22 protein-coding genes are annotated in these 25,031 nt (G+C 55.4%); 12 read left to right on the top strand and 10 right to left on the bottom strand.

Going from position 1 to position 25,031, the window contains the following annotated elements; all coding sequences use genetic code 11:
• The 7 genes from ftsQ to mutT all read left to right on the top strand — a co-directional run bounded on the left by ftsQ (nucleotide 1) and on the right by mutT (nucleotide 8,327).
• Complete coding sequence (gene ftsQ, locus F9C28_RS00505) at nucleotides 1–828, top strand: cell division protein FtsQ (RefSeq protein ID WP_199013142.1); 828 nt, start codon at nucleotides 1–3, stop codon at nucleotides 826–828.
• Nucleotides 828–2,084, top strand: a complete 1,257-nt coding sequence (gene ftsA / locus F9C28_RS00500) for a cell division protein FtsA (protein ID WP_199013141.1) — start codon at nucleotides 828–830, stop codon at nucleotides 2,082–2,084. The genes ftsQ and ftsA overlap by 1 nt, the downstream gene beginning before the upstream one ends.
• A gap of 64 nt (nucleotides 2,085–2,148) precedes the next feature.
• Complete coding sequence (ftsZ, locus tag F9C28_RS00495) at nucleotides 2,149–3,297, top strand: cell division protein FtsZ (protein ID WP_199013140.1); 1,149 nt, start codon at nucleotides 2,149–2,151, stop codon at nucleotides 3,295–3,297.
• 101 nt (nucleotides 3,298–3,398) lie between these two features.
• Nucleotides 3,399–4,316, top strand: coding sequence for a UDP-3-O-acyl-N-acetylglucosamine deacetylase (gene lpxC, locus F9C28_RS00490; protein ID WP_199013139.1), 918 nt, complete (start codon nucleotides 3,399–3,401; stop codon nucleotides 4,314–4,316).
• 263 nt (nucleotides 4,317–4,579) lie between these two features.
• On the top strand, nucleotides 4,580–5,101 hold the full coding sequence (gene secM, locus F9C28_RS00485; protein WP_199013138.1) for a secA translation cis-regulator SecM: 522 nt from the start codon (nucleotides 4,580–4,582) through the stop codon (nucleotides 5,099–5,101).
• 59 nt (nucleotides 5,102–5,160) lie between these two features.
• A complete protein-coding gene (secA, locus tag F9C28_RS00480) occupies nucleotides 5,161–7,866 on the top strand; it encodes a preprotein translocase subunit SecA (protein WP_199013137.1) in 2,706 nt (901 codons plus the stop codon).
• Between the two features lie 68 nt (nucleotides 7,867–7,934).
• Nucleotides 7,935–8,327, top strand: coding sequence for an 8-oxo-dGTP diphosphatase MutT (mutT, locus tag F9C28_RS00475; RefSeq protein WP_199013136.1), 393 nt, complete (start codon nucleotides 7,935–7,937; stop codon nucleotides 8,325–8,327).
• 47 nt (nucleotides 8,328–8,374) lie between these two features.
• Here the strand turns inward: mutT and yacG are convergent, their stop codons facing one another.
• From yacG to coaE, 3 genes are read right to left on the bottom strand one after another with little or no spacing between them, the layout of a single operon-like run.
• Complete coding sequence (yacG, locus tag F9C28_RS00470; protein WP_199013135.1) at nucleotides 8,375–8,575, bottom strand: DNA gyrase inhibitor YacG; 201 nt, start codon at nucleotides 8,573–8,575, stop codon at nucleotides 8,375–8,377.
• Between the two features lie 9 nt (nucleotides 8,576–8,584).
• Nucleotides 8,585–9,328 carry a cell division protein ZapD gene (gene zapD / locus F9C28_RS00465; RefSeq protein WP_199013134.1) on the bottom strand — a complete coding sequence of 248 codons (744 nt, stop codon included), beginning with the start codon at nucleotides 9,326–9,328 and terminating at the stop codon, nucleotides 8,585–8,587.
• A complete protein-coding gene (coaE, locus tag F9C28_RS00460) occupies nucleotides 9,321–9,947 on the bottom strand; it encodes a dephospho-CoA kinase (protein ID WP_199013133.1) in 627 nt (208 codons plus the stop codon). Before coaE ends, zapD begins: the two co-directional genes overlap by 8 nt.
• Before the next feature lie 276 nt (nucleotides 9,948–10,223).
• Between coaE and F9C28_RS00455 the strand changes: the two genes are divergently transcribed.
• Nucleotides 10,224–11,267, top strand: a complete 1,044-nt coding sequence (locus F9C28_RS00455; RefSeq protein WP_199013132.1) for a GMP reductase — start codon at nucleotides 10,224–10,226, stop codon at nucleotides 11,265–11,267.
• Nucleotides 11,268–11,300: 33 nt separating this feature from the next.
• Here F9C28_RS00455 and hofC read toward each other — a convergent pair whose 3' ends face one another.
• The 4 genes from hofC to nadC form a co-directional block, all read right to left on the bottom strand.
• Entirely contained in the window at nucleotides 11,301–12,497 is a 1,197-nt protein-coding gene (gene hofC, locus F9C28_RS00450; protein ID WP_199013131.1) for a protein transport protein HofC, read from the bottom strand.
• Nucleotides 12,497–13,882 carry a type II secretion system protein GspE gene (gene gspE, locus F9C28_RS00445; RefSeq protein ID WP_199013130.1) on the bottom strand — a complete coding sequence of 462 codons (1,386 nt, stop codon included), beginning with the start codon at nucleotides 13,880–13,882 and terminating at the stop codon, nucleotides 12,497–12,499. Before gspE ends, hofC begins: the two co-directional genes overlap by 1 nt.
• A complete protein-coding gene (gene ppdD / locus F9C28_RS00440) occupies nucleotides 13,879–14,346 on the bottom strand; it encodes a prepilin peptidase-dependent pilin (RefSeq protein ID WP_199013129.1) in 468 nt (155 codons plus the stop codon). The genes gspE and ppdD overlap by 4 nt, the downstream gene beginning before the upstream one ends.
• A 182-nt stretch (nucleotides 14,347–14,528) precedes the next feature.
• A complete protein-coding gene (gene nadC / locus F9C28_RS00435) occupies nucleotides 14,529–15,419 on the bottom strand; it encodes a carboxylating nicotinate-nucleotide diphosphorylase (RefSeq protein ID WP_199013128.1) in 891 nt (296 codons plus the stop codon).
• Between the two features lie 86 nt (nucleotides 15,420–15,505).
• On the opposite strand from nadC, the gene ampD reads away from it, so the two are divergent.
• Nucleotides 15,506–16,069, top strand: coding sequence for a 1,6-anhydro-N-acetylmuramyl-L-alanine amidase AmpD (gene ampD, locus F9C28_RS00430; protein ID WP_199013127.1), 564 nt, complete (start codon nucleotides 15,506–15,508; stop codon nucleotides 16,067–16,069).
• On the top strand, nucleotides 16,066–16,920 hold the full coding sequence (gene ampE, locus F9C28_RS00425; RefSeq protein ID WP_199013126.1) for a beta-lactamase regulator AmpE: 855 nt from the start codon (nucleotides 16,066–16,068) through the stop codon (nucleotides 16,918–16,920). Before ampD ends, ampE begins: the two co-directional genes overlap by 4 nt.
• A 60-nt stretch (nucleotides 16,921–16,980) precedes the next feature.
• Here the strand turns inward: ampE and F9C28_RS00420 are convergent, their stop codons facing one another.
• The 3 genes from F9C28_RS00420 to aroP all read right to left on the bottom strand — a co-directional run bounded on the left by F9C28_RS00420 (nucleotide 16,981) and on the right by aroP (nucleotide 20,887).
• Nucleotides 16,981–17,937, bottom strand: a complete 957-nt coding sequence (locus F9C28_RS00420) for a glycoside hydrolase family 43 protein (protein ID WP_199013125.1) — start codon at nucleotides 17,935–17,937, stop codon at nucleotides 16,981–16,983.
• The gene (locus tag F9C28_RS00415) at nucleotides 17,934–19,343 is read right to left on the bottom strand and encodes a glycoside-pentoside-hexuronide (GPH):cation symporter (protein ID WP_199013124.1); all 1,410 of its coding nucleotides are present in this window, start codon (nucleotides 19,341–19,343) and stop codon (nucleotides 17,934–17,936) included. Before F9C28_RS00415 ends, F9C28_RS00420 begins: the two co-directional genes overlap by 4 nt.
• 173 nt (nucleotides 19,344–19,516) lie before the next feature.
• A complete protein-coding gene (gene aroP / locus F9C28_RS00410) occupies nucleotides 19,517–20,887 on the bottom strand; it encodes an aromatic amino acid transporter AroP (RefSeq protein ID WP_199013123.1) in 1,371 nt (456 codons plus the stop codon).
• Nucleotides 20,888–21,419: 532 nt separating this feature from the next.
• On the opposite strand from aroP, the gene pdhR reads away from it, so the two are divergent.
• Nucleotides 21,420–22,184: a pyruvate dehydrogenase complex transcriptional repressor PdhR gene (gene pdhR, locus F9C28_RS00405; protein ID WP_199013275.1), complete on the top strand. Its 765-nt coding sequence runs from the start codon at nucleotides 21,420–21,422 to the stop codon at nucleotides 22,182–22,184.
• A 172-nt stretch (nucleotides 22,185–22,356) separates the two neighbouring features.
• Nucleotides 22,357–25,020: a pyruvate dehydrogenase (acetyl-transferring), homodimeric type gene (aceE, locus tag F9C28_RS00400; protein ID WP_199013122.1), complete on the top strand. Its 2,664-nt coding sequence runs from the start codon at nucleotides 22,357–22,359 to the stop codon at nucleotides 25,018–25,020.
• The last annotated feature ends 11 nt before the right edge of the window (nucleotides 25,021–25,031 follow it).

Below are 25,031 nucleotides of genomic sequence, written 5' to 3'. Positions count from 1 at the left end.
ATGTCCCAGGCAGCACTGAACACACGTAATCGTCAGGAAGAAGAAAATAACTCCCGGCGCAATAACGGAACGCATCTTGCGGGAATTTTGTTCCTGGTGACTGTGCTGCTCACCATCTTTGTCAGTGTCTGGGTGGTGATCGGCTGGATGGAAGATGCCCAGCGTCTGCCGCTCTCTAAGCTGGTGGTTACCGGGGATAGGCATTACACCCGTAATGATGATATTCGCCAGTCGATTCTGGCGTTGGGGCCGCCGGGGACATTTATGACCCAGGATGTCAATATCATCCAGCAGCAGATTGAACGTTTGCCGTGGATCAAGCAGGCGAGCGTCAGAAAGCAGTGGCCGGACGAATTGAAGATTCATCTGGTTGAATATGTGCCCATAGCACGCTGGAATGATCAGCATATGATCGATGCTGGCGGCGTCTCCTTCGGCGTACCGACGGAACGGACGGCAAAACAGCTATTACCGGTGCTTTCTGGCCCGGAAGGGAGCGAGAACGAAGTGCTCCAGGGATTCCGGGCAATGGGTGATGTGCTGGCGAAGAATAAATTCACGTTGAAAGCGGCAGCAATGACTGCGCGGCGTTCCTGGGTATTGACGCTGAGTGATGACATTAAGCTCAACCTGGGGCGCGACGATACATTGAATAGACTGAATCGCTTTGTAGAGCTGTACCCGGTTTTACAAAAGCAGGCGCAGACAGAAGGTAAACGGATAAGTTACGTTGATCTGCGTTATGACTCAGGTGCTGCGGTTGGTTGGGCTCCGCTCCCTGCCGAAGAAGTTAATCAACAACAGAATCAGGCACAGGCAGAACAATAATGATTAAGTCGACGGACAGAAAATTGGTTGTAGGACTGGAGATTGGCACCGCGAAGGTTGCCGCTTTAGTAGGGGAGGTTCTGCCCGACGGTATTGTGAATATCATTGGTGTAGGGAGTTGCCCGTCCCGCGGAATGGATAAAGGCGGGGTAAATGATTTGGAGTCAGTGGTGAAGTGCGTACAGCGCGCCATTGATCAGGCCGAGCTGATGGCCGACTGCCAGATATCATCGGTATATCTGGCGCTGTCCGGCAAACATATCAGCTGCCAGAACGAAATCGGCATGGTGCCTATCTCGGAAGAAGAAGTGACGCAGGAAGATGTGGAAAACGTCGTTCACACCGCAAAATCAGTACGTGTTCGTGACGAACACCGGGTTTTGCATGTGATTCCACAGGAATATGCTATCGACTATCAGGAAGGGATTAAAAATCCGGTTGGGTTGTCCGGCGTGCGTATGCAGGCCAAGGTCCATCTGATCACCTGTCATAACGACATGGCGAAGAACATCGTGAAAGCCGTGGAACGTTGTGGGCTGAAAGTTGACCAACTTATATTTGCCGGTCTGGCCGCCAGTTATGCGGTGCTGACCGAGGACGAACGTGAGCTGGGTGTCTGTGTGGTGGATATCGGTGGTGGTACTATGGACATGGCGGTGTATACCGGCGGTGCATTGCGCCACGCTAAAGTTATCCCCTATGCCGGGAATGTGGTCACCAGCGATATCGCTTATGCGTTCGGGACCCCGCCCAGCGATGCGGAAGCCATTAAAGTGCGCCACGGTTGCGCGCTGGGTTCCCTGGTGGGCAAAGACGAAAGCGTTGAGGTGCCCAGCGTTGGGGGCCGTCCGCCGCGTAGTCTGCAGCGCCAGACCCTGGCAGAGGTCATTGAGCCGCGTTACACCGAATTGCTGAACCTGGTAAACGAAGAGATTTTACAGTTGCAAGAGCAACTGCGTCAGCAGGGGGTAAAACACCACCTGGCGGCGGGTATTGTATTGACCGGTGGGGCGGCACAAATCGAAGGGTTAGCGGCATGCGCGCAGCGTGTGTTCCATACCCAGGTTCGTATTGGCGCACCACTGAATATCACGGGTCTGACCGATTACGCCCAGGAGCCTTACTACTCAACGGCGGTAGGATTACTGCACTACGGCAAAGAATCACACCTCAGTGGTGAAGCCGAAGTCGAAAAAACCGCCACAGTAAGCTCATGGATTAAGCGAATTAACAGTTGGCTAAGAAAAGAGTTTTAATTTTTTAAAGAGACCGTAGAAAATTAGCGGTCTCAGGCGAACAGGCACAAAACGGAGAGAAACTATGTTTGAACCTATGGAATTGACCAACGACGCGGTGATTAAAGTCATCGGCGTCGGTGGCGGTGGCGGCAATGCTGTTGAGCACATGGTGCGCGAACGCATTGAGGGTGTTGAATTCTTCGCAGTCAACACCGATGCGCAGGCATTGCGTAAAACGGCAGTCGGCCAGACCATTCAGATCGGTAGTGGTATCACTAAAGGTCTGGGTGCAGGCGCGAACCCGGAAGTGGGCCGTAACGCGGCGGAAGAAGATCGTGAAGCACTGCGTGCTGCTCTGGAAGGGGCGGACATGGTGTTTATCGCTGCCGGTATGGGCGGTGGTACCGGGACCGGTGCTGCCCCTGTGGTTGCGGAAGTGGCGAAAGACCTCGGCATTCTGACTGTGGCCGTTGTCACCAAGCCGTTTAACTTCGAAGGCAAGAAACGTATGGCCTTCGCAGAGCAGGGGATCACCGAGCTGTCCAAGCATGTTGACTCCCTTATCACCATCCCGAACGACAAATTACTGAAAGTGCTGGGCCGCGGTATTTCTCTGCTGGATGCGTTTGGCGCAGCCAACGACGTACTGAAAGGTGCGGTACAGGGGATCGCGGAACTGATCACTCGCCCGGGTCTGATGAACGTCGACTTTGCGGACGTGCGTACCGTTATGTCTGAAATGGGTTACGCCATGATGGGTTCCGGTGTGGCCTGTGGTGAAGACCGTGCTGAAGAAGCGGCTGAAATGGCTATCTCTTCTCCGCTGCTGGAAGATATCGATCTGTCCGGTGCCCGCGGTGTGCTGGTCAACATTACGGCTGGCTTCGACCTGCGTCTGGATGAGTTCGAAACCGTGGGTAACACTATCCGTGCCTTTGCATCGGATAATGCCACCGTGGTTATCGGTACCTCTCTGGATCCGGATATGAACGACGAACTGCGTGTTACTGTCGTGGCGACCGGTATCGGTATGGACAAACGTCCTGAAATTACCCTGGTGACCAACAAACAGACTCAGCAGCCCGCGATGGATCGTTACCAGCATGCCATGACGCCGATTCAGCAAGATCAGAAAGCGGTGGCTAAAGTGGTTAACGATAACGTGCAGCAACCGGCGAAAGAGCCTGATTATCTGGACATTCCGGCCTTCTTGCGTAAGCAGGCTGATTAAGAATAAACCGGAAGTTGGGATCATAGGCTCTTTGTGCTACACTGCCCCGCCGTGAGTGATATACACTCTCAGTTGGATAGGTTATTTGGCGAGATTATACGATGATCAAACAAAGGACTTTAAAACGTATTGTTCAGTCGACTGGTGTTGGTTTACATACCGGCAAGAAAGTCACGCTGACATTACGCCCTGCGCCGGCAAACACCGGGGTCATCTATCGTCGCACCGACTTGAATCCACCGGTTGATTTTCCGGCAGATGCCAAATCTGTGCGTGATACCATGCTCTGTACTTGCCTGGTGAACGAGCATGACGTGCGGATTTCTACAGTAGAGCACCTTAACGCTGCTCTGGCTGGCCTTGGCATCGATAACGTCGTTATTGACGTAGACGCGCCTGAAATCCCCATAATGGATGGCAGTGCAGCGCCATTTGTATATCTGCTGCTTGATGCAGGTATCGAAGAGCTGAACGTCGCGAAGAAATTCCTTCGTATCAAAGAAGCTGTACGCGTAGGTGATGGCGATAAATGGGCCGAGTTGACACCATTCAATGGTTTCTCTCTGGACTTTACCATTGACTTCAACCACCCGGCGATTGACGCCAGCAGTCAGCGTTATCGTCTGAACTTCTCCGCAGAATCATTTATGCGGGAGATCAGCCGGGCACGTACTTTCGGTTTCATGCGTGATATCGAATACCTGCAGTCCCGTGGCCTGGCCCTGGGCGGCAGTATGGACTGCGCGATTGTGGTCGATGACTACCGTGTACTGAACGAAGACGGCTTGCGTTACGAAGACGAATTTGTTCGTCACAAAATGCTGGATGCGATCGGTGACCTGTTTATGTGCGGTCACAATATTATCGGCGCATTTACGGCATTTAAATCCGGTCACGCCCTGAACAACAAACTGTTGCAGGCGGTACTGGCTAAACAGGAAGCGTGGGAATACGTGACCTTTGAAGATGATGCTCAACTGCCTGTGGCATTCAGAGCGCCTTCTCGGGTGTTTGCATAACCCCATTAGTACCTGAAAAATAACGACTGGCTCATCCGGCGCCCTCTCTCCTGCCGGGTGACTGGTCGTTTTTTATTTCCCCGATTTACCATCACCTCCCCCGGGCGGAGGCCATTTACATGGCTGACTGCTGAACATTTGCACAAATCCACGGTCAGTTCATCTGCATTACGGATGCCGGCGTGTGCGAATAGTGATAATATCCTGAGTCAGTCATTTAAGGTTCTGAGGCTGTTTTAAACATCCTTCTTCAGGTGGGCACGGTGATCGGTATTCTGGATCGTTGTCGACAATTAGGCAGGCGTTATTTCTGGCCGCATCTCTTATTTGGGATGGTCGCGGCCAGTTTTGGGCTGCCTGCGCTTAACGCGAATGCAGAAACCCCCGCCAGACCCACTGAAACATCAGTACCTTCTCTGGCGCATCGGGCGCTGCCGGCCTATTTTGATGGCCTGGCCCTGTTACAGGAGTCTGGCCGCCGGACCTCGTTTAGTCAGGTGGATTACTGGCATCAGCACGCCATTCGTACCGTTATCCGCCACCTCTCTTTTGCCCTTGCACCGCAGGTCAACCAGGTTGCTGAGGAAGCCACTTCCCGCCCCCTGAATGCCCGCCACTTCGCGTTACTGAACTCCCTTAGCTCACTGCTGACGCAAGCCGGCAAACCGCCGGTGGTTGTGCGCCAGATTGCCCGTACCGGCAGCGAGCCGGAAACGGTATACAGCATGGCGGGCTGGGTACGCCTGGTGCAGGGGATCCGCGCGGGACCTCAGTACATCAGTTAATTTCTTCTGGTTATTTTCTACATATAATTAACTGCCTCTGAGGGCACTGGATCTTTATTATGCTCGTGAATTTACTGACAAAAGTTTTTGGTAGCCGTAACGATCGTACTTTACGCCGTCTGCGTAAAGTCGTTACCCGCATCACCGCCATGGAACCGGCAATGGAAAAGCTTTCAGACGATGAACTGAAAGCCAAAACCGATGAGTTCCGCGGTCGTCTCGAAAAAGGCGAAAGCCTGGAAAGTATTATCCCCGAAGCCTTTGCGGTGGTCCGCGAAGCCAGTAAACGGGTATTCGGCATGCGTCACTTCGACGTTCAGCTGCTGGGTGGCCTGGTACTGAATGATCGCTGCATCGCGGAAATGCGTACCGGTGAAGGTAAAACCCTGACCGCAACCCTGCCGGCATACGTGAATGCCCTGAGCGGTAAAGGCGTACACGTGGTTACCGTCAACGATTATCTCGCCCAGCGTGATGCGGAAAACAACCGCCCGCTGTTTGAGTTCCTCGGCCTGAGCGTGGGGATTAACCTGCCGGGGATGCCTGCACCGGCTAAGCGTGAAGCGTATGCCGCAGACATCACCTACGGCACCAACAACGAATACGGTTTTGACTATCTGCGCGATAACATGGCGTTCAGCCCGGAAGAGCGCGTGCAGCGTAAACTGCACTACGCACTGGTGGATGAGGTGGACTCCATCCTGATCGATGAAGCCCGTACCCCGCTGATTATCTCCGGCCCGGCGGAAGACAGCTCCGAGATGTACCGTCGGGTAGATAAAATCATCCCGCATCTGATCCGTCAGGAAAAAGACGACTCCGACACCTTCCAGGGCGAAGGGCACTTCTCGGTGGATGAAAAATCCCGCCAGGTAAACCTGACCGAACGCGGTCTGGTACTGATTGAAGAGTTGCTGGTTAACGAAGGCATTATGGACGAAGGTGAGTCGCTCTATTCGCCGGGCAACATTATGCTGATGCACCACGTCACCGCGGCACTGCGTGCTCATGCGCTGTTTACCCGTGACGTTGACTATATCGTTAAAGACGGCGAAGTGATCATCGTCGATGAGCATACTGGCCGTACCATGCAGGGCCGCCGCTGGTCAGATGGCCTGCACCAGGCTGTTGAAGCCAAAGAAGGCGTGGATATCCAGAACGAGAACCAGACGCTGGCCTCCATCACCTTCCAGAACTACTTCCGTCTGTATGAAAAGCTGGCCGGGATGACCGGTACGGCGGATACCGAAGCCTTTGAATTCAGCTCTATTTATAAGCTGGATACTATCGTGGTGCCGACCAACCGCCCGATGGTCCGTAAGGATATGCCGGATCTGGTCTACATGACCGAGGCAGAAAAAATTGGCGCGATCATCGATGATATTCGTGAGCGTACAGCCAATGGCCAGCCGGTACTGGTGGGGACCATCTCCATCGAGAAATCAGAAGTGGTGTCTCATGAGCTGACTAAAGCCGGAATCAAACATAACGTTCTGAACGCCAAGTTCCACGCTAACGAAGCGGGCATCGTTGCCCAGGCCGGTTACCCGGCGGCGGTGACCATCGCCACCAACATGGCCGGTCGCGGTACCGATATTATGCTGGGCGGTAGCTGGCAGGCGGAAGTGGCTGCTCTGGAAGCCCCCACCGAAGAGCAGATTGCCCAAATCAAAGCCGACTGGCAGGTTCGCCACGACGCGGTACTGGCTTCGGGCGGTTTGCATATCATCGGTACTGAGCGCCATGAATCACGCCGTATCGATAACCAGCTGCGCGGTCGTTCTGGTCGTCAGGGGGATGCCGGGTCTTCCCGTTTCTACCTGTCGATGGAAGATGCTCTGATGCGTATTTTTGCCTCTGACCGCGTTACTAACATGATGCGTAAACTGGGGATGAAACCGGGTGAGGCTATTGAGCACCCGTGGGTGACCAAAGCGATTGCTAACGCCCAGCGTAAAGTTGAAAGCCGCAACTTCGATATTCGTAAGCAACTGCTGGAGTACGATGATGTGGCGAACGATCAGCGCCGCGCCATTTACACCCAGCGTAATGAGCTGCTGGATGTTGAAGATGTAAGCGAAACCATTGCCAGCATCCGTGAAGATGTGTTTAAAGTGACCATCGACAACCACATCCCGCCACAGTCTCTTGAAGAGATGTGGGATATCACCGGCCTGCAGGAACGTTTGAAAAACGACTTCGACCTCGATCTGCCGATTTCCGAGTGGCTGGATAAAGAGCCGGAACTGCATGAAGAGACCCTGCGTGAGCGTATTCTGAGCAGTGCGGCTGAGGTATACCAGCGTAAGGAAGAAGTGGTAGGGGCTGAAATGATGCGTCATTTCGAAAAAGGCGTGATGTTGCAGACCCTTGACTCCCTGTGGAAAGAGCACCTGGCGGCGATGGACTACCTGCGCCAGGGGATCCACTTACGTGGTTATGCCCAGAAAGATCCGAAGCAAGAGTACAAACGCGAGTCCTTCGCTATGTTCTCTTCCATGCTGGAATCACTGAAGTACGAAGTGATCAGCACCCTGAGCAAAGTTCAGGTACGGATGCCGGAAGAAGTCGAAGAGCTCGAGCAGCAGCGCCGTGAAGACGCTGAGCGTTTGGCGAATATGCAGCAACTGAGCCATCAGACTGACGATCAGGAAGCCGCTGAGGCGATTGCCGGCCAGACTGGCGAGCGTAAAGTGGGCCGTAACGATCTTTGTCCGTGTGGATCGGGTAAAAAATATAAACAGTGCCATGGCCGTCTTAACTAAGGCCAGGGTATAAATAAAAGGCGCAGCTTGCTGCGCCTTTTTTAATGACTTTTTTATGAGACAAACCTGTGACACACCTTAACATCGCCATTGGCATCATTCGTAATGCCGAACATCAGATTTTTATTACCCGACGCGCCGCCGAAGGCCATATGGCCAATAAACTTGAGTTCCCAGGCGGGAAAGTCGAGCCCGGAGAAACCCCGGAACAGGGGCTGGTGCGTGAGCTGGAAGAAGAAGTCGGGATTCGGGTTGAGCAATTTACCCTGTTCACCCACAAGACGGTACAGTTCGGTGAGCGCCCGGTCACGCTGTGGTTTTATCTGGTTGAGCAGTGGCTGGGAGAGCCCTGGGGGAAAGAGGGGCAGCCCGGGGGCTGGGTTGCGCTGGCCGACCTGCAAGTGGCAGATTTTCCACCGGCTAATCAGTCGGTGATTGAGCAGCTACAGGGGCGTTTTTAGTATGCCGGGGTGGCTGCGCCGCCCCGGAAAATACTGACCTGTGCCGGTCAGTTGCTGGTGTCTTCGTCACTCCAGCCGTCGCTGTCGGACACATCTCCCCGGCTGGGGATACGCTTTTCTTCCGCCGCCCATTCGCCTAAATCGATCAATTGGCAGCGCTTGCTGCAAAACGGCCGGTACGGGCTGGCTTCACTCCAGATCACTTGCTTTCCACAGGTGGGGCAGTCCACCGTGATTTCTTCAGACATAAGGCTTCCTTAACAGCAGGCCAGTTCGAAGTCGAAACGTTCGGGGACAACCCCATTTTCGCTGTCGAGCGGCATAAAACGAATGGCAAAACGGCTTTTATGGCCGGAAATTTGTGGGTAAAGCCCGGTATTCAGATTCAGCTGCAGGCGCAGCAGATCCGCATCTTCCCCATTATCCTGGTAAAAACCATTGAGGCTGGTTTGTTTGCGATACGGCGCGGAGTTACGGATCAGATCAAGGAGAATCTCCAGTGCCTCTTTTAACGGCCGTAGCGTGGCCAGCCACAGCGCTACCTGGGTATCACGCTGGGATTGTGCCAGGTTAAGCCAGAAAAAGAGACTGGGTAAATCAAAACCGCAGCAGCCGCCGGGGATACTCAGGCGCTGGCGCACCAGGGCAATATGGCGATCCTCACGCAGGCTCTGGCCGAGGCGCGGGCCAGACATCAGGCTGGCGCCCCGTTCGCGCAGTTGTTCCTGCAGGCTGGATATCCGGTTGGTATCGACGCCCGGCACATCATGCCAGCTTTGTAGTTTACGCTGTTGGCGCTCCAGCTCCTTGATAATTTCAGTGCGGATGTCTCCGCGTTCGAAAATATCCAGTAAATCGCCGATATTACGGAAAAAGTGCAGGGCGCTGGCGTAGTCGGTAAGGGGTAATACCGCCTCTACCTGGTGCAGCAGAAACTCAATGCGCAGCCAGGTGCGCATTTTTTCGTTCAGGGGGTGCTCAAAGATGACATGCTCACTCATGCTTTTCTTCCTGTCTTGCTGCCTGTCCGGCCAGGGTCAAATAGTGCTGATGCAGGCGAGCGACCCCGTCAGTAATCGCATCCGGGGGGCCATCATTATTGATGACGTCATCCGCCACCGCCAGCCGTTCGCTGCGGCTGACCTGGGCTGCCAGAATCTGGCTGGCATGCTCATAGCTTACATTATCGCGCTGCATCGTACGCTGAAGCTGGGTGTCTTCCGTCACATCAACGACTAATACGCGCTGCGCCCGGTGATGTAACTGATTTTCGACCAGCAGTGGTACCACCCATAATACATACGGTGAGCGGGCACTGCTCAACGCGTGGCGGGTTCGCTGCTGAATAATTGGGTGTAACAGATTGTTCACCCATTGTTTTTCTTCAGGATGGGCAAAAATAATTTTGCGCAGCGCCCGGCGGTTAAGGCTGCCATCTGCTTGCAGTATGGCGTGACCAAAATGTTGGGCTATCTGCCGGAGCGCGGGCTGGCCGGGCTCGACAACCTGCCTGGCAATGACATCGGCATCTACCACGGTGATCCCCAGGCGGGCAAAAGCGTCCGCTACCGTGCTTTTGCCACTGCCAATTCCGCCGGTTAATGCGACCGTGTAGCACATAGTGTCATCATCTCAAATCTTGTCTAATCAGTAGTATAGCGATGGGATGTTGGGTAACGGGGCCTGTTTGATTGCCGAATAGCACCCGGCGATAGCCGTCGTTATGGCCCGGCTGCGTATCCACCAGGTAAATTTATCGGATTGTAGCGTAAAAAAGAACAGTTTCGCAGTCTTGCAGAGCCATAATTAGTGCGTATGATAACTGCACTGGAGTTGGCCGTTTCATCGCCGATTGCGCACTTATGTTCGACGCTACTCAACCCCAGGAATTCAGTCATGCGTATTGAAGAAGATCTGAAGTTAGGTTTCAAAGACGTCCTTATCCGCCCGAAGCGCTCTACCCTCAAAAGCCGTTCTGATGTCGAGTTAGAACGCCAATTCACCTTCAAACATTCTGGTATTACCTGGTCCGGCGTACCGGTGATCGCCGCCAATATGGACTCGGTGGGCACCTTTGCGATGGCTGAGGCCCTGGCAAGCTTCGACATTCTGACTGCAGTACATAAACACTACTCTGTGAGCGACTGGCAGGCATTTGCGGCGTCCACCTCCGCGGAAGTGCTTCAGCATGTCATGGTGTCCACCGGCACGTCTGATGCAGACTTCGAGAAAACCAAACAGATTCTGGCCCTGTGCCCGGCGCTGAACTTTATCTGCATCGACGTGGCGAATGGCTATTCTGAGCATTTTGTCCGCTTTGTCAGCAAGGCCCGTGAAGCCTGGCCGAATAAAGTCATTTGTGCCGGTAATGTGGTCACCGGCGAGATGTGCGAAGAGCTGATCCTCTCAGGTGCCGATATCGTCAAAGTCGGCATTGGCCCAGGCTCGGTATGTACTACCCGGGTGAAAACCGGCGTGGGTTACCCGCAGTTGTCCGCGGTTATCGAATGTGCCGATGCGGCCCACGGCCTGGGCGGCCAGATTGTCAGTGACGGCGGCTGTACTGTACCGGGCGATGTCGCTAAAGCGTTCGGCGGCGGTGCCGACTTTGTGATGCTTGGCGGGATGCTGGCAGGCCATGATGAAAGTGGTGGTACGGTGGTAGAACAAAACGGTGAGAAATTTATGCTGTTCTACGGCATGAGCTCCGAGTCCGCCATGACCCGCCACGTGGGTGGGGTTGCCCAATACCGCGCCGCGGAAGGTAAAACCGTTAAACTGCCGCTGCGCGGCCCGGTAGAGCACACCGCCCGGGATATCCTCGGCGGCCTGCGTTCGGCCTGTACCTACGTAGGGGCATCGCGCCTTAAAGAGCTGACTAAACGCACCACGTTTATTCGGGTGCAGGAGCAGGAAAACCGCGTCTTTAACAGCCTGTAATACAGTCTCACGGCACGCCATCCGGCGTGCCGTTCAGTGCAGGATCTCCCCCAACTGAAACAGCGGCAAATACATTGCCACCACCAGCGTACCGATTATTCCTCCCATCACTATCATCATCACCGGTTCCAGCGTCGCGGATAATGCCGTGGCCCGGGCATAGGCCTGCTGGCTAAACTCTTCAGCCAGATGCGCCAGCATGGTATCCAGCGCCCCGGACGCCTCACCAGTGGCGACCATCTGCACCGCCAGGGCGGGGAATAGCGGGCTTTCTTCCATGGCACGGGACAGGGTTTCCCCGGCGCTGATCTGCGCCTGTAGCCGGGTGATGCACTCTCGCCATAGCGGGGCGGGCAGGGCAGAGCCTGCCGCCGTCAGCCCGTCAAGCAGTGACACCCCGACATGCTGGGTCAGTGCCAGGGTGGTAAAGATCATGGTCATCCGCTGGTCAATGATCAGCGCTGAAACCAGCGGCAGCCTGAGCAAGAGATGTTGCTCCACCCGCAGGAGCACCGGATAGCGGCGCCTGGCAAAGGGCACACCGGTGGCCAGCAATCCGCACAGCAGCAGTGCGGTGAGCCCCCACTGGCTGGCGATATCTGCCAGGCCCAGTACCCCACGGGTTAGTGCCGGTAGTGGCGCATTGAAGGTCTGATAAATCGCGGCAAATTGCGGCAGTACCAGGCCCACCATTGCGGCGCTGACCAGCAGCGCGACAGCAAGGACAAACAGCGGGTAGCGTAGCGCTTTCACCACCTGTTGTTGCAGGCTGTGTTGTTGCGCCTGCTGTTGTGCAAGTTGCTGGCAGCAGCGCTCCAGCTGGCCGGTAAGCTCGCCGGTGGTGATCAAGGCCAGCACAAGCGGGGGAAATAGCCCAGTAGCGGCCAGCGCGACTGAAAACGTCTGCCCCTGATTAATCCCGGCCCGCAACCCGGCCAGTAGAGCCTGCCAGGCCGGGAGTGGATGCTGGTTACCCAGCAGGGACAGCCCCTCATCCAGGCTGACACCGGCCTGCAACAGTGTTGCCAGCTGGCGCAGGAAGGTGATGCGGTGGCGAATATGCCGGTACTGTCGGCCAGGGCGCGGGTGGCGGCGCAACGCCAGGATGTGGTGGCCCTGTTCCGCTAACCGCGCGCTAGCCTGTTTATGGCTGGCGGCGAGGAGCACCCCCCGATGGTACTGGCCGTCGGGGGCGATAACCTGCCATTGCCAGAGGATCGGGCTGGCCATTAGTGCTCTCCCATCACCCGCCAGACCTCACTCACCGTGGTTAGCCCCCGGGTGATGGCGTCTTTTGCACTCTGTGCCAGGCCTGCAAAACCGAGCGCCCTGGCCTGACGGGTGAGGGTGTCGTTATCCGCACCGCGTACCATCGCCTGGCGGATCAGCGGGTCCGGGGGGAGCATTTCAAACAGCGCCAGGCGGCCATAATAACCGGCATAGCAGCGTTCACAGCCCCCCGGGAGCCAGTGTGTAATACCGTCTTGCGCATCGGTGCCAGTGCCGCTGTCGAAGAGGGCAGGCTCCTTGCTGGGCTGGCGACAATGGGGACAGAGTTTGCGGACCAGGCGCTGGGCGACGATCAGCCGCAGTGCCGAGGCCAGCATCCAGCCGGGTATCCCCATGTGTTGTAAACGGGTGACGGTCTCGGTGGTTGAGTTAGTGTGCAGGGTGGACAGCACCAGGTGGCCGGTTTGCGCGGCTTTGATAGCAATATCTGCGGTCATCGCATCGCGGATCTCGCCGATCATGATGATATCCGGATCCTGGCGCAGCAGAGCACGCAGGATAAGCGGGAAGTCCAGCCCGGCTTTGGTGTTGATCTGGGTCTGATTGATCCCGGGGATCGGGATCTCTATCGGATCTTCGGCGCTGCAAATATTCACCCCGGTGTGGTTCAGGCTATGCAGGCCCGCGTACAGGGTGCGGGTTTTGCCGCTGCCGGTGGGGCCCGTCACCAGTACCAGCCCCTGGGGGCTGGAGAGGGCCTGTTGCCACAGGGTTCGCTGGTGTGCCGTCATGCCCGGAATATCGGCGGAAAACGCCGCAGATTGCGGGTCTTGTAAACGGAGTACGGCCTTTTCACCATAGCGGCAGGGCAGGGTAGAGACGCGTAATGCCAGCGCGCTGCCGGACACCTGGGTGCTGAACTGGCCATCCTGGGGCAGGCGGCGCTCCGCGATATCCAGCCCGGCGCTGATTTTCAGGCGCGCCAGCAGCGGGGCACTCTGGCTGGCGGGCAACTGCTGCAGCACATGCAGCACCCCGTCAACCCGCAGCCGGATGGTCAGCGACGCAGCCCCGGGTTCAAGATGAATATCGGAGGCCCGGCGGGCAACGGCACTGGCGATCAACCCTTCCAGCGGATCATCGCTTGCCTCTGATAAGGGCGCCGTCTCTGCCTGGCCGTCGTTGCTGGCTTTTTCCAGTTGCTCCGCGGGCCAGTAGCTGACGTTTACCTGTTTATTGCTGGTAAAGCGCAAGGCGTCGAGAAAGTGATCCGCCGGGGAGTGCACCACGGCGATATACACCCGGTGTGCATCTTCCCGCAGCAGCAGCGCCTGGTGCTGCTGGCACAGTTGATTCAATAACGGGCCAGGGGCTGAGGGGGTCATACCTCTGCTCCTTCGGCTGCCTGGGTGGCAGCCTCGCTATAGCGGAACACATTTTCACAGGCTTGCTGTAATGGGCTATCGCCACCGGCCTGGCACTGCCGCTGCCAGCCATTCAGCCCTTCGCTGTTACTCCACTGCGGGGTCATCACAATGGTCAGCCCATTAAGGCTCTCCTGGCCATTCAGGGTAATCACCCCGGCACTGACATTCAGCGATGCGACATAGCGTGAGCTTTGCCCGGCGGGGATACCGTTACTGCCGCTGTTGCAGGCCGCTATTCCACCGCGATCCAGCGCGCATAGCTCTACGGCGGTGCGGAAGGGTAAGAAGGTTTGCAGCATATCGGTGAGTGCCGCTTTACGCAGATAGTTCTGGTAAGCGGGGATGCCGGTAGCGCTGAGAATGGCAATGATGCCAATGACTATCATCAGCTCGATCAGGGTAAATCCCTGTTGTTTTCCCATGGTGTCCTCCTGATTTTCAGTGAGGCTACTGTGGCAGTGCAGGGCGGTATCGGCGAGGGGGGATTGTCAGGGTTACGTGGCGGTTCGGGGGATATTTGGGCTGTTGCATTGTACCGGGGAACGCTGTGGGGGATAGCGCGCAAAACGGGGGGCTATTGCCCCCGTACTGGACACCGGTGCGGTTAGCGAAAACGCATTGACAGGTCGAGGGCGTGAACGTGTTTGGTTAACGCCCCGACGGAGATATAGTCCACACCGGTGTTGGCAAACTCACGGATAGTCTCTTTGGTGACATTGCCTGACACTTCCAGCCGGGCTTTACCGGCGGTGCGCGCCACGGCGGTACGCATTTGTTCGACGTTAAAGTTATCCAGCATGATGATGTCTGCCCCGGCGTGCAGGGCGTCTTCCAGTTCTGCCAGATTCTCCACTTCTACTTCCACCGGCACATCCGGGTACAGCCAGAAGGCTTTCTCCACGGCGGCACGCACCGAGCCGGAAGAGATAATATGGTTCTCTTTGATAAGGAACGCATCCGATAAACCGAGGCGGTGATTACTGCCGCCGCCGCACAGTACGGCGTATTTCAGGGCACTGCGCAAGCCGGGCACTGTTTTACGGGTGTCCAGCAACTGCGTATGCGTACCTTCCAGCAGGTCCGCATAGGTACGCACCACGGAGGCCACCCCGGACAGGGTTTGCACGAAGTTCAGGGCGGTACGTTCGCCGGTGAGCAATATCCGGGAAGGGCCCTGGAGCTCGAACAGCGGCTGATCGGCACGAACGACATCACCGTCGTCCACCCGCCAGGTGACGACCACATCGCCACCCAGTTGAATAAACACTTCTTCGACCCAGCGCTTACCGCAGAATACCCCGTCTTCACGGGTGATTACCACGGCATGGGACTGGCTATCAGCCGGTAAAAGCTGGGCGGTGATATCGTTGTTGGCGTCCACCTCGCCACCGAGATCTTCGCGCAGGGCGCGGGAGACACTTTCGGGGACATCAAGGCTAATACGTTCAAGGAGATCTTCGCGGCGGCTGTCGGGGTTATAACGGCGGGGTGGCATAATAAAACTCCGAAATGGCTGATAAGTAAAAAGTTGAATCATGCTACTCTGAAGCGACGCCAGGTTCCACACAAAGGAGACCCCTTATGCAGCTCATTGATGGCTGGCTGGATACAGCACGTCGCCAGCCTTCCCCGCATTTTGACGACCGCCCGGAAAATGAACCGCCCTATTTACTGGTGGTACATAATATTAGCCTGCCCCCCGGCCAGTTTGGCGGCCCGTGGATTGATGCGTTATTTCTCGGTACGCTCGATCCCGATGCTCACCCCTATTTTGCCGATATCGCCCAGTTGCGCGTGTCGGCCCACTGCCTGATCCGCCGGGACGGTGAAGTGGTTCAGTATGTGCCGTTTAATAAGCGGGCGTGGCATGCAGGGGTGTCGAGCTATAAAGGGCGCGAGCGGTGTAATGATTTTGCGATTGGGATTGAGCTGGAAGGGACCGATACCTTGCCCTATACCGGAGCGCAGTATCAACAGCTGGCGGCGGTGACCCGGCTACTGATTACGGCCTATCCGGCGATTGCCGATAATATGGCCGGCCACTGCGATATTGCCCCGGTACGTAAAACTGACCCAGGCCCGGCATTTGAATGGCCGGTATTTCGGGCTATGGTCGCATCGCCGTGTGATAAGGAGCAACCGTGACGCTGTTTACTCTGCTATTGGTCATCATTCAGGAGCGGTTATTTAAGCTGGGAGAGCACTGGCAATTGGATCATCGCCTGGCGTTCCTGTTCCGCCGGGCAACACACTTCTCGCTGCTGCGCACAGTGGCGATGGCCGCCGCCAGTATGCTGGTGGTGTGGCTGTGCCTGCTGTCGCTGCAAGGGCTGCTGTTTAACCTGCCGCTGCTGGTGTTCTGGGTGCTGGTGGGGTTGTTATGCATTGGGGCCGGGAAGGTCCGCCAGCACTACCATAACTACCTGAAGGCGGCCGCAAATAATGATTATCACGCCTGTGATGAGATGTCCGCTGAGCTGACGTTAATCCACGGAGTACCGGCAGAGTGTGATCAGATAACATTCCTGCGTGAGCTACAGAATGCGCTGCTGTGGATTAACTTTCGTTATTACCTGGCGCCGCTATTCTGGTTTATTGTCGGCGGTAGCTGGGGGCCGGTGACGCTGGTGGGTTATGCGACCCTGCGGGGATGGCAGAGCTGGCTGGCGCGCCGTAAATCGCCACATGATCGCCAGCTCTCCGGGGTTGATGCGCTACTTCATGTGCTGGACTGGGTGCCGGTACGCCTTGCCGGGGTGGTATATGCCTTGCTGGGCCACGGTGAAAAAGCGCTGCCGGCGTGGTTTGCCTCACTGGGGGACAGGCATACTTCCCAGTATCAGGTGCTGACCCAGCTGGCGCAATTCTCGCTGGCCAGGGATGTGCATGACGATAAAATAAAAACGCCGAAACTGGCGGTATCAATGGCCAAGAAAGCGTCGTTTATTATTGTGGTGATTGTGGCGCTGCTGACCATCTACGGCACTCTGGTCTGAGTTACACGTCTCCGGTATCAAGGCACCCCACGGGGTGCCTTTTTGCTTTCTGATGCGCGGTCAGCCGTGATCGGCGGGGGGCTCGCCAAATACCGGCATGCCGTTTGTGTCCCATTCGAGATAGCTAAGCCGGGTATGGCGGCCGGGATCATACAGGGGATCGCCGTCGATGTCGGTATAACTGCGGGCGTGGTATACCAGCACGTCCCTGCCATCCGGGGTGCGGGTAAAGCTGTTATGGCCAGGCCCGTACTGCTGATTGGGGTAGCTGGTGGTGAACACTGGCTGGGGGGATTTATGCCAGTTAGCCGGGTCCAGCGGGTCGGCATCCTGGTGGATCCACAGTAGCCCCAGGCAATAGTTTTCATCGGTGGCGCTGGCGGAGTAGCTAATAAACAGCCGCTTGCCGTGGCAGATCACCGCGGGGCCTTCATTGACCATAAAACCCCGGCACTCCCAGTCATACTCCGGTTTTGACAGCATCACCGGCGCCCCTTTTATCGACCACGGGGTGTCCATCTCCGCCAGGTACAGATTGGTATTTCCGGGGATGGCGGGATCTTTCTGGGCCCACAGGTACCACTGCTTTCCCTGGTGGTTAAAGGTTGTCGCATCCAGGGCGAAACTGTCCAGCGGTGTGATGAACTGGCCTTTTTCCTGCCACTGGCCGGTGAGAGGATCGGGGTCTGCGCATTCCAGTACATACATACGGTGCTGGAACATGCCCCGGGCGTCCAGCGCTTGGGTATGGGCAGCGGCAAAATAGATATACCACTTGCCGTTCACCCGGTGGAGTTCTGGCGCCCAGATCAGCTCGCCCATTGGGCCGCTGTCCGGTTTTCGCCATACCACCACGCCAGGGGCATCGCGCAGCGCCATAATGGTCTGGGCCCGGCGGATTTCCAGCCGGTCATACTGCGGGACCGAGGCGATAAAGTAATACTCACCGCGATGATACTGGATAAAGGGATCGGCCCGCTGTTCAATAAACGGATTGGGCCAGGGGGCGGTTGTCATGGTGCGCTCCTTACGCTATTACCGGGGATAACATCCTGTTCAATATGGTGTTCGCGGTAGCTATTACGGCGTTCTTCGAGGTCAATCTGGATCTGTTTCATTAATTCCCTGTCAACTTTCAGCAGGCGAACCACACCCGCGGTGATCAGATAACCCACCCCGGGGATCACGGTGAACAGCAGCATAATGCCATGTACCGCAGCACTGCTCTGCTGGCTGGCGCTGGCATCATACCCGAACCAGGAAAGCAGGAACCCTACCATCGCCCCGGCCACCGCCAGGCCGACTTTGAGGAAGAACAGGTTACCGGAGAAGCTGATCCCGGTAATCCGCTTGCCGGTTTTCCATTCGCCGTAGTCATCCACGTCCGCCATCAGGGACCAGTGCAGCGGGGAAGGTATCTGGTGCAGGATATTAAGCAGGAAATACATCACCATCACCAGCCCTGTGGCAGAGGGATCAAGGAACCAGAACCCGCATGAGAAAATGGCCAGGGCGATATTGGTCCAGAAGAAGACATCCAGTTTGCACCAGCGGTCCGTCAGCACTTTTGCCAGGGTGCTGCCGAACATCATACCCACCACGCCGAGGCTGATAAACCAGGTGGCAAACTGGGTACTCTGGTGCATAACCCAGGTGACGTAATACATCGTGGCGGCCATGCGAATAAAGCCGGGGCAGACATTACACAGTGTCAGCAGCAGAATGCGCACCCACTGGTCATTTTTCCAGACATCGCGCAGGTCCGCTTTCAGATCTTCCTTGCCAGGCACCGCCGGGTGAACGCGCTCTTTTACATTGGCAAAGCAGAACAGGAACATACACATGCCGAGCAACGCCAGTACCGTCATGGCCATTTGGTAGCCTTTGGCTTTGTTGTCGCCGCCAAACCACTCGGCCATCGGCAGTAACGTCAGGGAGAGGATAAGGGTAGCAATGCCCACCATCACAAAGCGGTAGGACTGGCAGGCCACACGCTCCTGGGGATCCCGGGTAATCACGCTCCCCAGTGAGCAGTACGGAATATTAATGGCGGTGTAGGTAATGGACAGCAGGAAGTAGGTAACAAAGGCATAGATAACCTTGCTGCTGTAGGTCCATTCCGGGGTGGTAAACATCAGAATACTGAATACCGCGAACGGGGCTGCCATCCACAAGATCCATGGACGAAAACGCCCCCACCGGGTTGTGGTCCGATCGGCCATTGCTCCCATTAGCGGATCGGTAACGGCATCTATCACCCGGATAGCGAGCAGCAGCACGCCGACAAGTGCCGGAGAAAGACCAAAAATATCCGTGTAGAAATAGTTAACAAACAACATGATGGCGCCAAAGATAATATTGCATCCCGCATCACCCATGCCATAACCGATCTTTTCTCGTACTGATAATTTGCCGTTTTCCATATTCGGGGTCCGTACGCTGAAATATGGACAAAGTATTGATTGATTTTCAGGATTTCAGGCAGCAGTAAACCGTTGCAGATATGGACAATATTGCCATAGACAGGGAATTGTGAGGTATCTGACAACGCGCCCCGGCCAGGGCCAGGGCGCGTGGGGAGCAACAGGGGCAGTTATCAGGCGCGAATCAGTTTGGCACTCTTCTCTTTACACAGGAAGCCAACCCCCAGTACCGCGATCCATACCGGGATCAGGTAAACGGAGATAGCCATTCCCGGGGTGATCAGCATGATCACCAGTACCGCGGCCATAAACAGCAGGCACAGCCAGTTGCCAAGCGGGTAAAACAGCGCCGGGAAACGGGTCGCAACCCCCTGTTGTTGCTTGGCGCGGCGGAATTTTATGTGCGCCAGGCTGATCATCGCCCAGTTAATCACCAGGGCGGAGACCACCAGGGCCATCAGCAGGCCAAAGGCAGAGGTTGGAGCCAGATAGTTGAGCAGTACGCACAGAGCGGTTACCAGCGCAGAAACCAGGATGGTTCTCACCGGCACACCGCGTTTGTCGACGTTGAGCAGGGATTTTGGCGCGTTGCCCTGCTGGGCGAGGCCGAACAGCATCCGGCTATTGCAGTATACGCAGCTGTTATAGACCGAGAGCGCCGCCGTCAGCACCACCACGTTCAGGGCGTTGGCCACGAAAGAATCCCCCAGCTCGTGGAAAATCAGCACAAAGGGGCTGACATCAGCGGTGACCCGGGTCCAGGGCATCAGTGAGAGCAACACAGCCAGTGAGCCGATGTAGAAAATCAATACCCGGTAGATAACCTGGTTGGTGGCTTTCGGGATGCTTTCTGCCGGGTTATCTGCTTCTGCGGCGGTAATGCCGACCAGCTCCAGACCACCGAATGAGAACATGATTATCGCCATCATCATCACCAGGCCGCCGATGCCGTGGGGCAGAAAACCGCCTTGCTCCCACAGGTTACGGACGGTTGCCTGGGGGCCGGCATGGCCACTGAACAGCAGCCAGCCGCCAAAGATAATCATCGCCACCACGGCGAACACTTTAATAATCGCAAACCAGAACTCCATCTCCCCGAACACTTTTACGTTGGTCAGGTTAATGGCGTTAATAATGACGAAGAAGGCCGCCGCGGAGATCCAGGTAGGGATTTCTGGCCACCAGAATTGGATATATTTACCCACCGCAGTTAACTCTGCCATGGCAACCAGCACATACAGCACCCAGTAATTCCAGCCAGAGGCGAAACCGGCAAAGTTGCCCCAGTATTTGTAGGCAAAATGGCTAAAGGAGCCTGCTACCGGCTCTTCAACGACCATTTCGCCCAACTGGCGCATAATCAAAAAGGCGATAAAACCGGCCACCGCGTAGCCCAGCAGAATACCGGGCCCCGCAGACTGTATTACAGAGGCACTCCCCAAAAACAGACCGGTGCCGATTGCACCACCAAGGGCTATAAGCTGAATATGGCGGTTCTTCAGGCCGCGTTTCAGCGTACCGCTGTGCTGTTGACCTTCCATCATAAAACCTCGTATGTGGTAGCACACCCCAGCCTAAGGGGAGTGTCATTATTGTCTTCCGTAATGTGTATTTATTTGTTTACGGATTATAGTTGTGATATTTGCGATATGGTCTACCGCTCAACTGAGAATAGTGGTATGTGCTCGCCAATGCACCTGATTTCGCATTCTGTTCCTGATAATTACGTAAAAATGTTACCTGTCGATATACTTTTCCATAAGTGTTTGTGAATTTATATTCATTAATATCGACATTTAATTCATATAAATACACGTTGAAACGCTTCACCTCGTTAAAAAAATCATTTCGGAAACGTTAAATCTGCCGGCTGGTGGGTAGCAATGTAATTTGTGGAAAGTTACATATTTGGTGCGATGTATTCGTGTGGTTGTTAAAAAATGCCTGCTTTACTGATTTCAATCAAAACCACGATGGACAGAAGGTGAATACTTTGTTACTTTAGCGTCAAGAATATGAAATTGGTATGACCAATTGACTCCGGCGAATGGCAGAGACATGGCAGAGACTAGAAACATGGCCTATAGCAAAATCCGCCAACCCAAATTATCCGACGTTATTGAGCAACAACTGGAGTATTTGATCCTCGAAGGGACACTACGCCCAGGAGAGAAGTTGCCTCCGGAACGGGAGTTGGCAAAACAATTTGATGTGTCTCGCCCTTCGTTGAGAGAAGCCATCCAGCGCCTGGAAGCTAAAGGATTGTTGCTGCGCCGCCAGGGAGGAGGGACATTCGTCCAGAGTAGCCTTTGGCAGAGCTTCAGCGACCCGCTGGTAGAACTGCTGTCTGAACATCCTGAATCCCAATTTGATCTCCTCGAGACCCGCCATGCCCTGGAAGGGATCGCTGCCTATTATGCAGCACTGCGCGGCACCGAAGAGGACCGGGAACGGATTGGCGAATTGCACCGGGCCATTGAACTGGCGCAGCAGTCTGGCGATCTGGATGCGGAATCAGACGCGGTGATGAAGTACCAAATTGCTGTCACAGAAGCGGCTCATAATGTGGTTTTGCTCCACTTGCTACGCTGTATGGAGCCGATGCTGTCCCAGAACGTGCGTCAGAACTTTGAGCTGTTGTACGCACGCCGGGAGATGCTGCCGCTAGTAAGTGGCCACCGGACCAGTGTTTTTGAGGCCATTATGGCCGGTGAGCCTGAGAAAGCCCGTGAGGCTTCCCATCGCCACTTAGCGTTTATTGAAGATATTCTGCTGGAGCGAAGCCGTGAACATAGCCGCCGTGAGCGCTCGTTACGCCGTATTCAGCAGCGCAAAGATTAAGAATTAGTGCCTGTGCTGGCCATCATTGATGGAGAGGTCAGGGGCTGAATTAGCATCCGGAATTCGGGTGCGGTAACTCAACGAGAACCTGTCTTATTGCGTTTTTGAACCTGAAAACGCAATGGGACAGGTTCCAGATAAATCAACGTATTAGATAGATAAGGAAAAACCCATGTCAGAACGTTTACCCAATGACGTGGATCCGATCGAGACTCGCGACTGGCAACAGGCGATCGAATCGGTCATCCGTGAAGAAGGTGTAGAGCGCGCGCAGTTCCTGATCGATCAGTTACTGAGTGAGGCCCGTAAAGGTGGCGTACAAGTAGCTGCTGGTGCTGGAAATTCGACTTACACCAACACTATTGCCGTTGAAGATGAACCGGAGTACCCGGGGAATCTGGATCTGGAACGTCGTATTCGTTCAGCGATTCGCTGGAACGCTATCATGACCGTACTGCACGCTTCCAAAAAAGATCTGGAGCTGGGTGGCCATATGGCGTCTTTCCAGTCTTCCGCTACCATCTATGAAGTGTGCTTTAACCACTTCTTCCGCGCCCATAACGATGCCGACGGCGGCGACCTGGTTTACTTCCAGGGCCATATCTCCCCGGGTATCTACGCGCGTGCGTTCCTCGAAGGCCGCCTGACAGAAGAGCAGATGAACAACTTCCGTCAGGAAGTTCACGGTAAAGGCCTGTCTTCTTACCCGCACCCGAAACTGATGCCGGAATTCTGGCAGTTCCCGACCGTATCAATGGGTCTGGGCCCGATTGGTGCTATCTATCAGGCGAAGTTCCTCAAATATCTGGAACACCGTGGCCTGAAAGATACCTCTAAACAGACCGTTTACGCCTTCCTGGGCGATGGCGAGATGGACGAGCCGGAATCTAAAGGCGCTATCACCATCGCAACCCGTGAAAAACTGGATAACCTGGTCTTTATCATCAACTGCAACCTGCAGCGTCTGGATGGCCCGGTAACCGGTAACGGCAAAATTATCAACGAGCTGGAAGGCATCTTCGCTGGTGCTGGCTGGAACGTGCTGAAAGTTATCTGGGGCGGCCGCTGGGACGAGCTGCTGCGTAAAGATACCAGCGGTAAACTGCTGCAGCTGATGGGCGAAACCGTTGACGGTGACTACCAGACCTTTAAATCTAAAGACGGCGCGTACGTTCGTGAGCACTTCTTCGGTAAATACCCGGAAACCGCTGCCCTGGTAGCAGACTGGACTGACGATCAGATCTGGGCCCTGAACCGCGGTGGTCACGATCCGAAGAAAATCTACGCTGCACTGAAAAAAGCGCAAGAAACCAAAGGCAAAGCCACGGTTATCCTCGCCCATACCATCAAAGGTTACGGCATGGGTGAAACCGCCGAAGGTAAAAACATCGCGCACCAGGTGAAGAAAATGAACATGGATGGCGTTCGCTACATCCGCGATCGTTTCAATGTGCCGGTGTCCGATGATGATCTGCCAAAACTGCCGTACATCACCTTCCCGGAAAGCAGCGAAGAGTATAAGTACCTGCACGGCCAGCGTGAAAAACTGCAGGGTTATCTGCCAAGCCGCCGTACCCACTTCTCTGAGAAGCTGGAGATCCCGAGCCTGGAAGATTTCAAACCGCTGCTGGAAGAGCAGAATAAAGAAATCTCTACCACTATCGCGTTCGTGCGTGCCCTGAACGTGATGCTGAAGAACAAATCCATTAAAGACCGCCTGGTGCCGATCATCGCTGATGAAGCGCGTACTTTCGGTATGGAAGGTCTGTTCCGTCAGATTGGTATTTACAGCCCGAACGGCCAGCAGTACACCCCGCAGGACCGTGAGCAGGTTGCTTACTACAAAGAAGACGAAAAAGGCCAGATCCTGCAAGAAGGGATCAACGAATTGGGTGCCGGCGCATCCTGGCTGGCTGCTGCTACCTCTTACAGCACCAACGATCTGCCGATGATCCCGTTCTACATCTACTACTCCATGTTCGGGTTCCAGCGTATTGGCGACCTGTGCTGGCAGGCGGGTGACCAGCAGGCGCGCGGCTTCCTGATTGGCGGTACCTCTGGTCGTACGACACTGAACGGCGAAGGCCTGCAGCACGAAGATGGTCACAGCCATATTCAGTCGCTGACTATCCCGAACTGTATCTCTTATGACCCGTCTTACGCCTACGAAGTGGCTGTCATCATGCATGACGGTCTGGAGCGTATGTACGGTGAAAAACAAGAGAACGTGTACTACTACATCACCACCCTGAACGAAAACTACCACATGCCGGCGATGCCGGAAGGGGCCGAGGAAGGTATCCGTAAAGGTATCTACAAACTCGAAACCGTTGCCGGTAGCAAAGGTAAAGTTCAGCTGCTGGGCTCTGGCTCTATCCTGCGTCACGTCCGTGAAGCGGCACAGATCCTGGCCAACGATTATGGCGTAGGTTCTGATGTCTATAGCGTGACCTCCTTTACTGAACTGGCCCGCGATGGTCAGGACTGTGAGCGCTGGAACATGCTGCACCCGCTGGAAACCCCGCGTGTACCGTACATCGCTCAGGTGATGAACAACGCCCCGGCAGTGGCATCTACTGACTATATGAAACTGTTCGCCGAGCAGGTTCGCACTTATGTACCGGCGGATGACTACCGCGTACTGGGTACGGATGGCTTCGGCCGCTCTGACAGCCGTGAAAACCTGCGCCATCACTTCGAAGTTGACGCTTCCTATGTGGTGGTTGCAGCGCTGGGCGAACTGGCTAAACGTGGCGAAATCGATAAGAAAGTGGTGGCGGATGCCATCGTTAAATTCAATATCGATGCAGATAAAGTTAACCCGCGTCTGGCGTAAGAGGTAAAGAG

The sequence above is a fragment of the Shimwellia pseudoproteus genome (assembly GCF_016415625.1).
GTDB lineage: Bacteria > Pseudomonadota > Gammaproteobacteria > Enterobacterales > Enterobacteriaceae > Shimwellia > Shimwellia pseudoproteus.
Note: the sequence above shows the minus strand (reverse complement) of the source record. Positions and strands in the feature narration are given on the sequence as shown.

What these genes read in the sequence shown, in the direction of transcription:
- ampD (WP_199013127.1), top strand. Translation starts at nt 15,506, where the DNA reads ATGCAGCTCATTGATGGCTGGCTGGATACAGCACGTCGCCAGCCTTCC.
- hofC (WP_199013131.1), bottom strand. Translation starts at nt 12,497, where the DNA reads ATGGCCAGCCCGATCCTCTGGCAATGGCAGGTTATCGCCCCCGACGGC.
- pdhR (WP_199013275.1), top strand. Translation starts at nt 21,420, where the DNA reads ATGGCCTATAGCAAAATCCGCCAACCCAAATTATCCGACGTTATTGAG.
- F9C28_RS00420 (WP_199013125.1), bottom strand. Translation starts at nt 17,937, where the DNA reads ATGACAACCGCCCCCTGGCCCAATCCGTTTATTGAACAGCGGGCCGAT.
- ftsQ (WP_199013142.1), top strand. Translation starts at nt 1, where the DNA reads ATGTCCCAGGCAGCACTGAACACACGTAATCGTCAGGAAGAAGAAAAT.
- aroP (WP_199013123.1), bottom strand. Translation starts at nt 20,887, where the DNA reads ATGATGGAAGGTCAACAGCACAGCGGTACGCTGAAACGCGGCCTGAAG.
- lpxC (WP_199013139.1), top strand. Translation starts at nt 3,399, where the DNA reads ATGATCAAACAAAGGACTTTAAAACGTATTGTTCAGTCGACTGGTGTT.
- ftsA (WP_199013141.1), top strand. Translation starts at nt 828, where the DNA reads ATGATTAAGTCGACGGACAGAAAATTGGTTGTAGGACTGGAGATTGGC.
- yacG (WP_199013135.1), bottom strand. Translation starts at nt 8,575, where the DNA reads ATGTCTGAAGAAATCACGGTGGACTGCCCCACCTGTGGAAAGCAAGTG.
- F9C28_RS00415 (WP_199013124.1), bottom strand. Translation starts at nt 19,343, where the DNA reads ATGGAAAACGGCAAATTATCAGTACGAGAAAAGATCGGTTATGGCATG.
- coaE (WP_199013133.1), bottom strand. Translation starts at nt 9,947, where the DNA reads ATGTGCTACACGGTCGCATTAACCGGCGGAATTGGCAGTGGCAAAAGC.
- aceE (WP_199013122.1), top strand. Translation starts at nt 22,357, where the DNA reads ATGTCAGAACGTTTACCCAATGACGTGGATCCGATCGAGACTCGCGAC.
- zapD (WP_199013134.1), bottom strand. Translation starts at nt 9,328, where the DNA reads ATGAGTGAGCATGTCATCTTTGAGCACCCCCTGAACGAAAAAATGCGC.
- gspE (WP_199013130.1), bottom strand. Translation starts at nt 13,882, where the DNA reads ATGACCCCCTCAGCCCCTGGCCCGTTATTGAATCAACTGTGCCAGCAG.
- ppdD (WP_199013129.1), bottom strand. Translation starts at nt 14,346, where the DNA reads ATGGGAAAACAACAGGGATTTACCCTGATCGAGCTGATGATAGTCATT.
- F9C28_RS00455 (WP_199013132.1), top strand. Translation starts at nt 10,224, where the DNA reads ATGCGTATTGAAGAAGATCTGAAGTTAGGTTTCAAAGACGTCCTTATC.
- nadC (WP_199013128.1), bottom strand. Translation starts at nt 15,419, where the DNA reads ATGCCACCCCGCCGTTATAACCCCGACAGCCGCCGCGAAGATCTCCTT.
- ftsZ (WP_199013140.1), top strand. Translation starts at nt 2,149, where the DNA reads ATGTTTGAACCTATGGAATTGACCAACGACGCGGTGATTAAAGTCATC.
- secA (WP_199013137.1), top strand. Translation starts at nt 5,161, where the DNA reads ATGCTCGTGAATTTACTGACAAAAGTTTTTGGTAGCCGTAACGATCGT.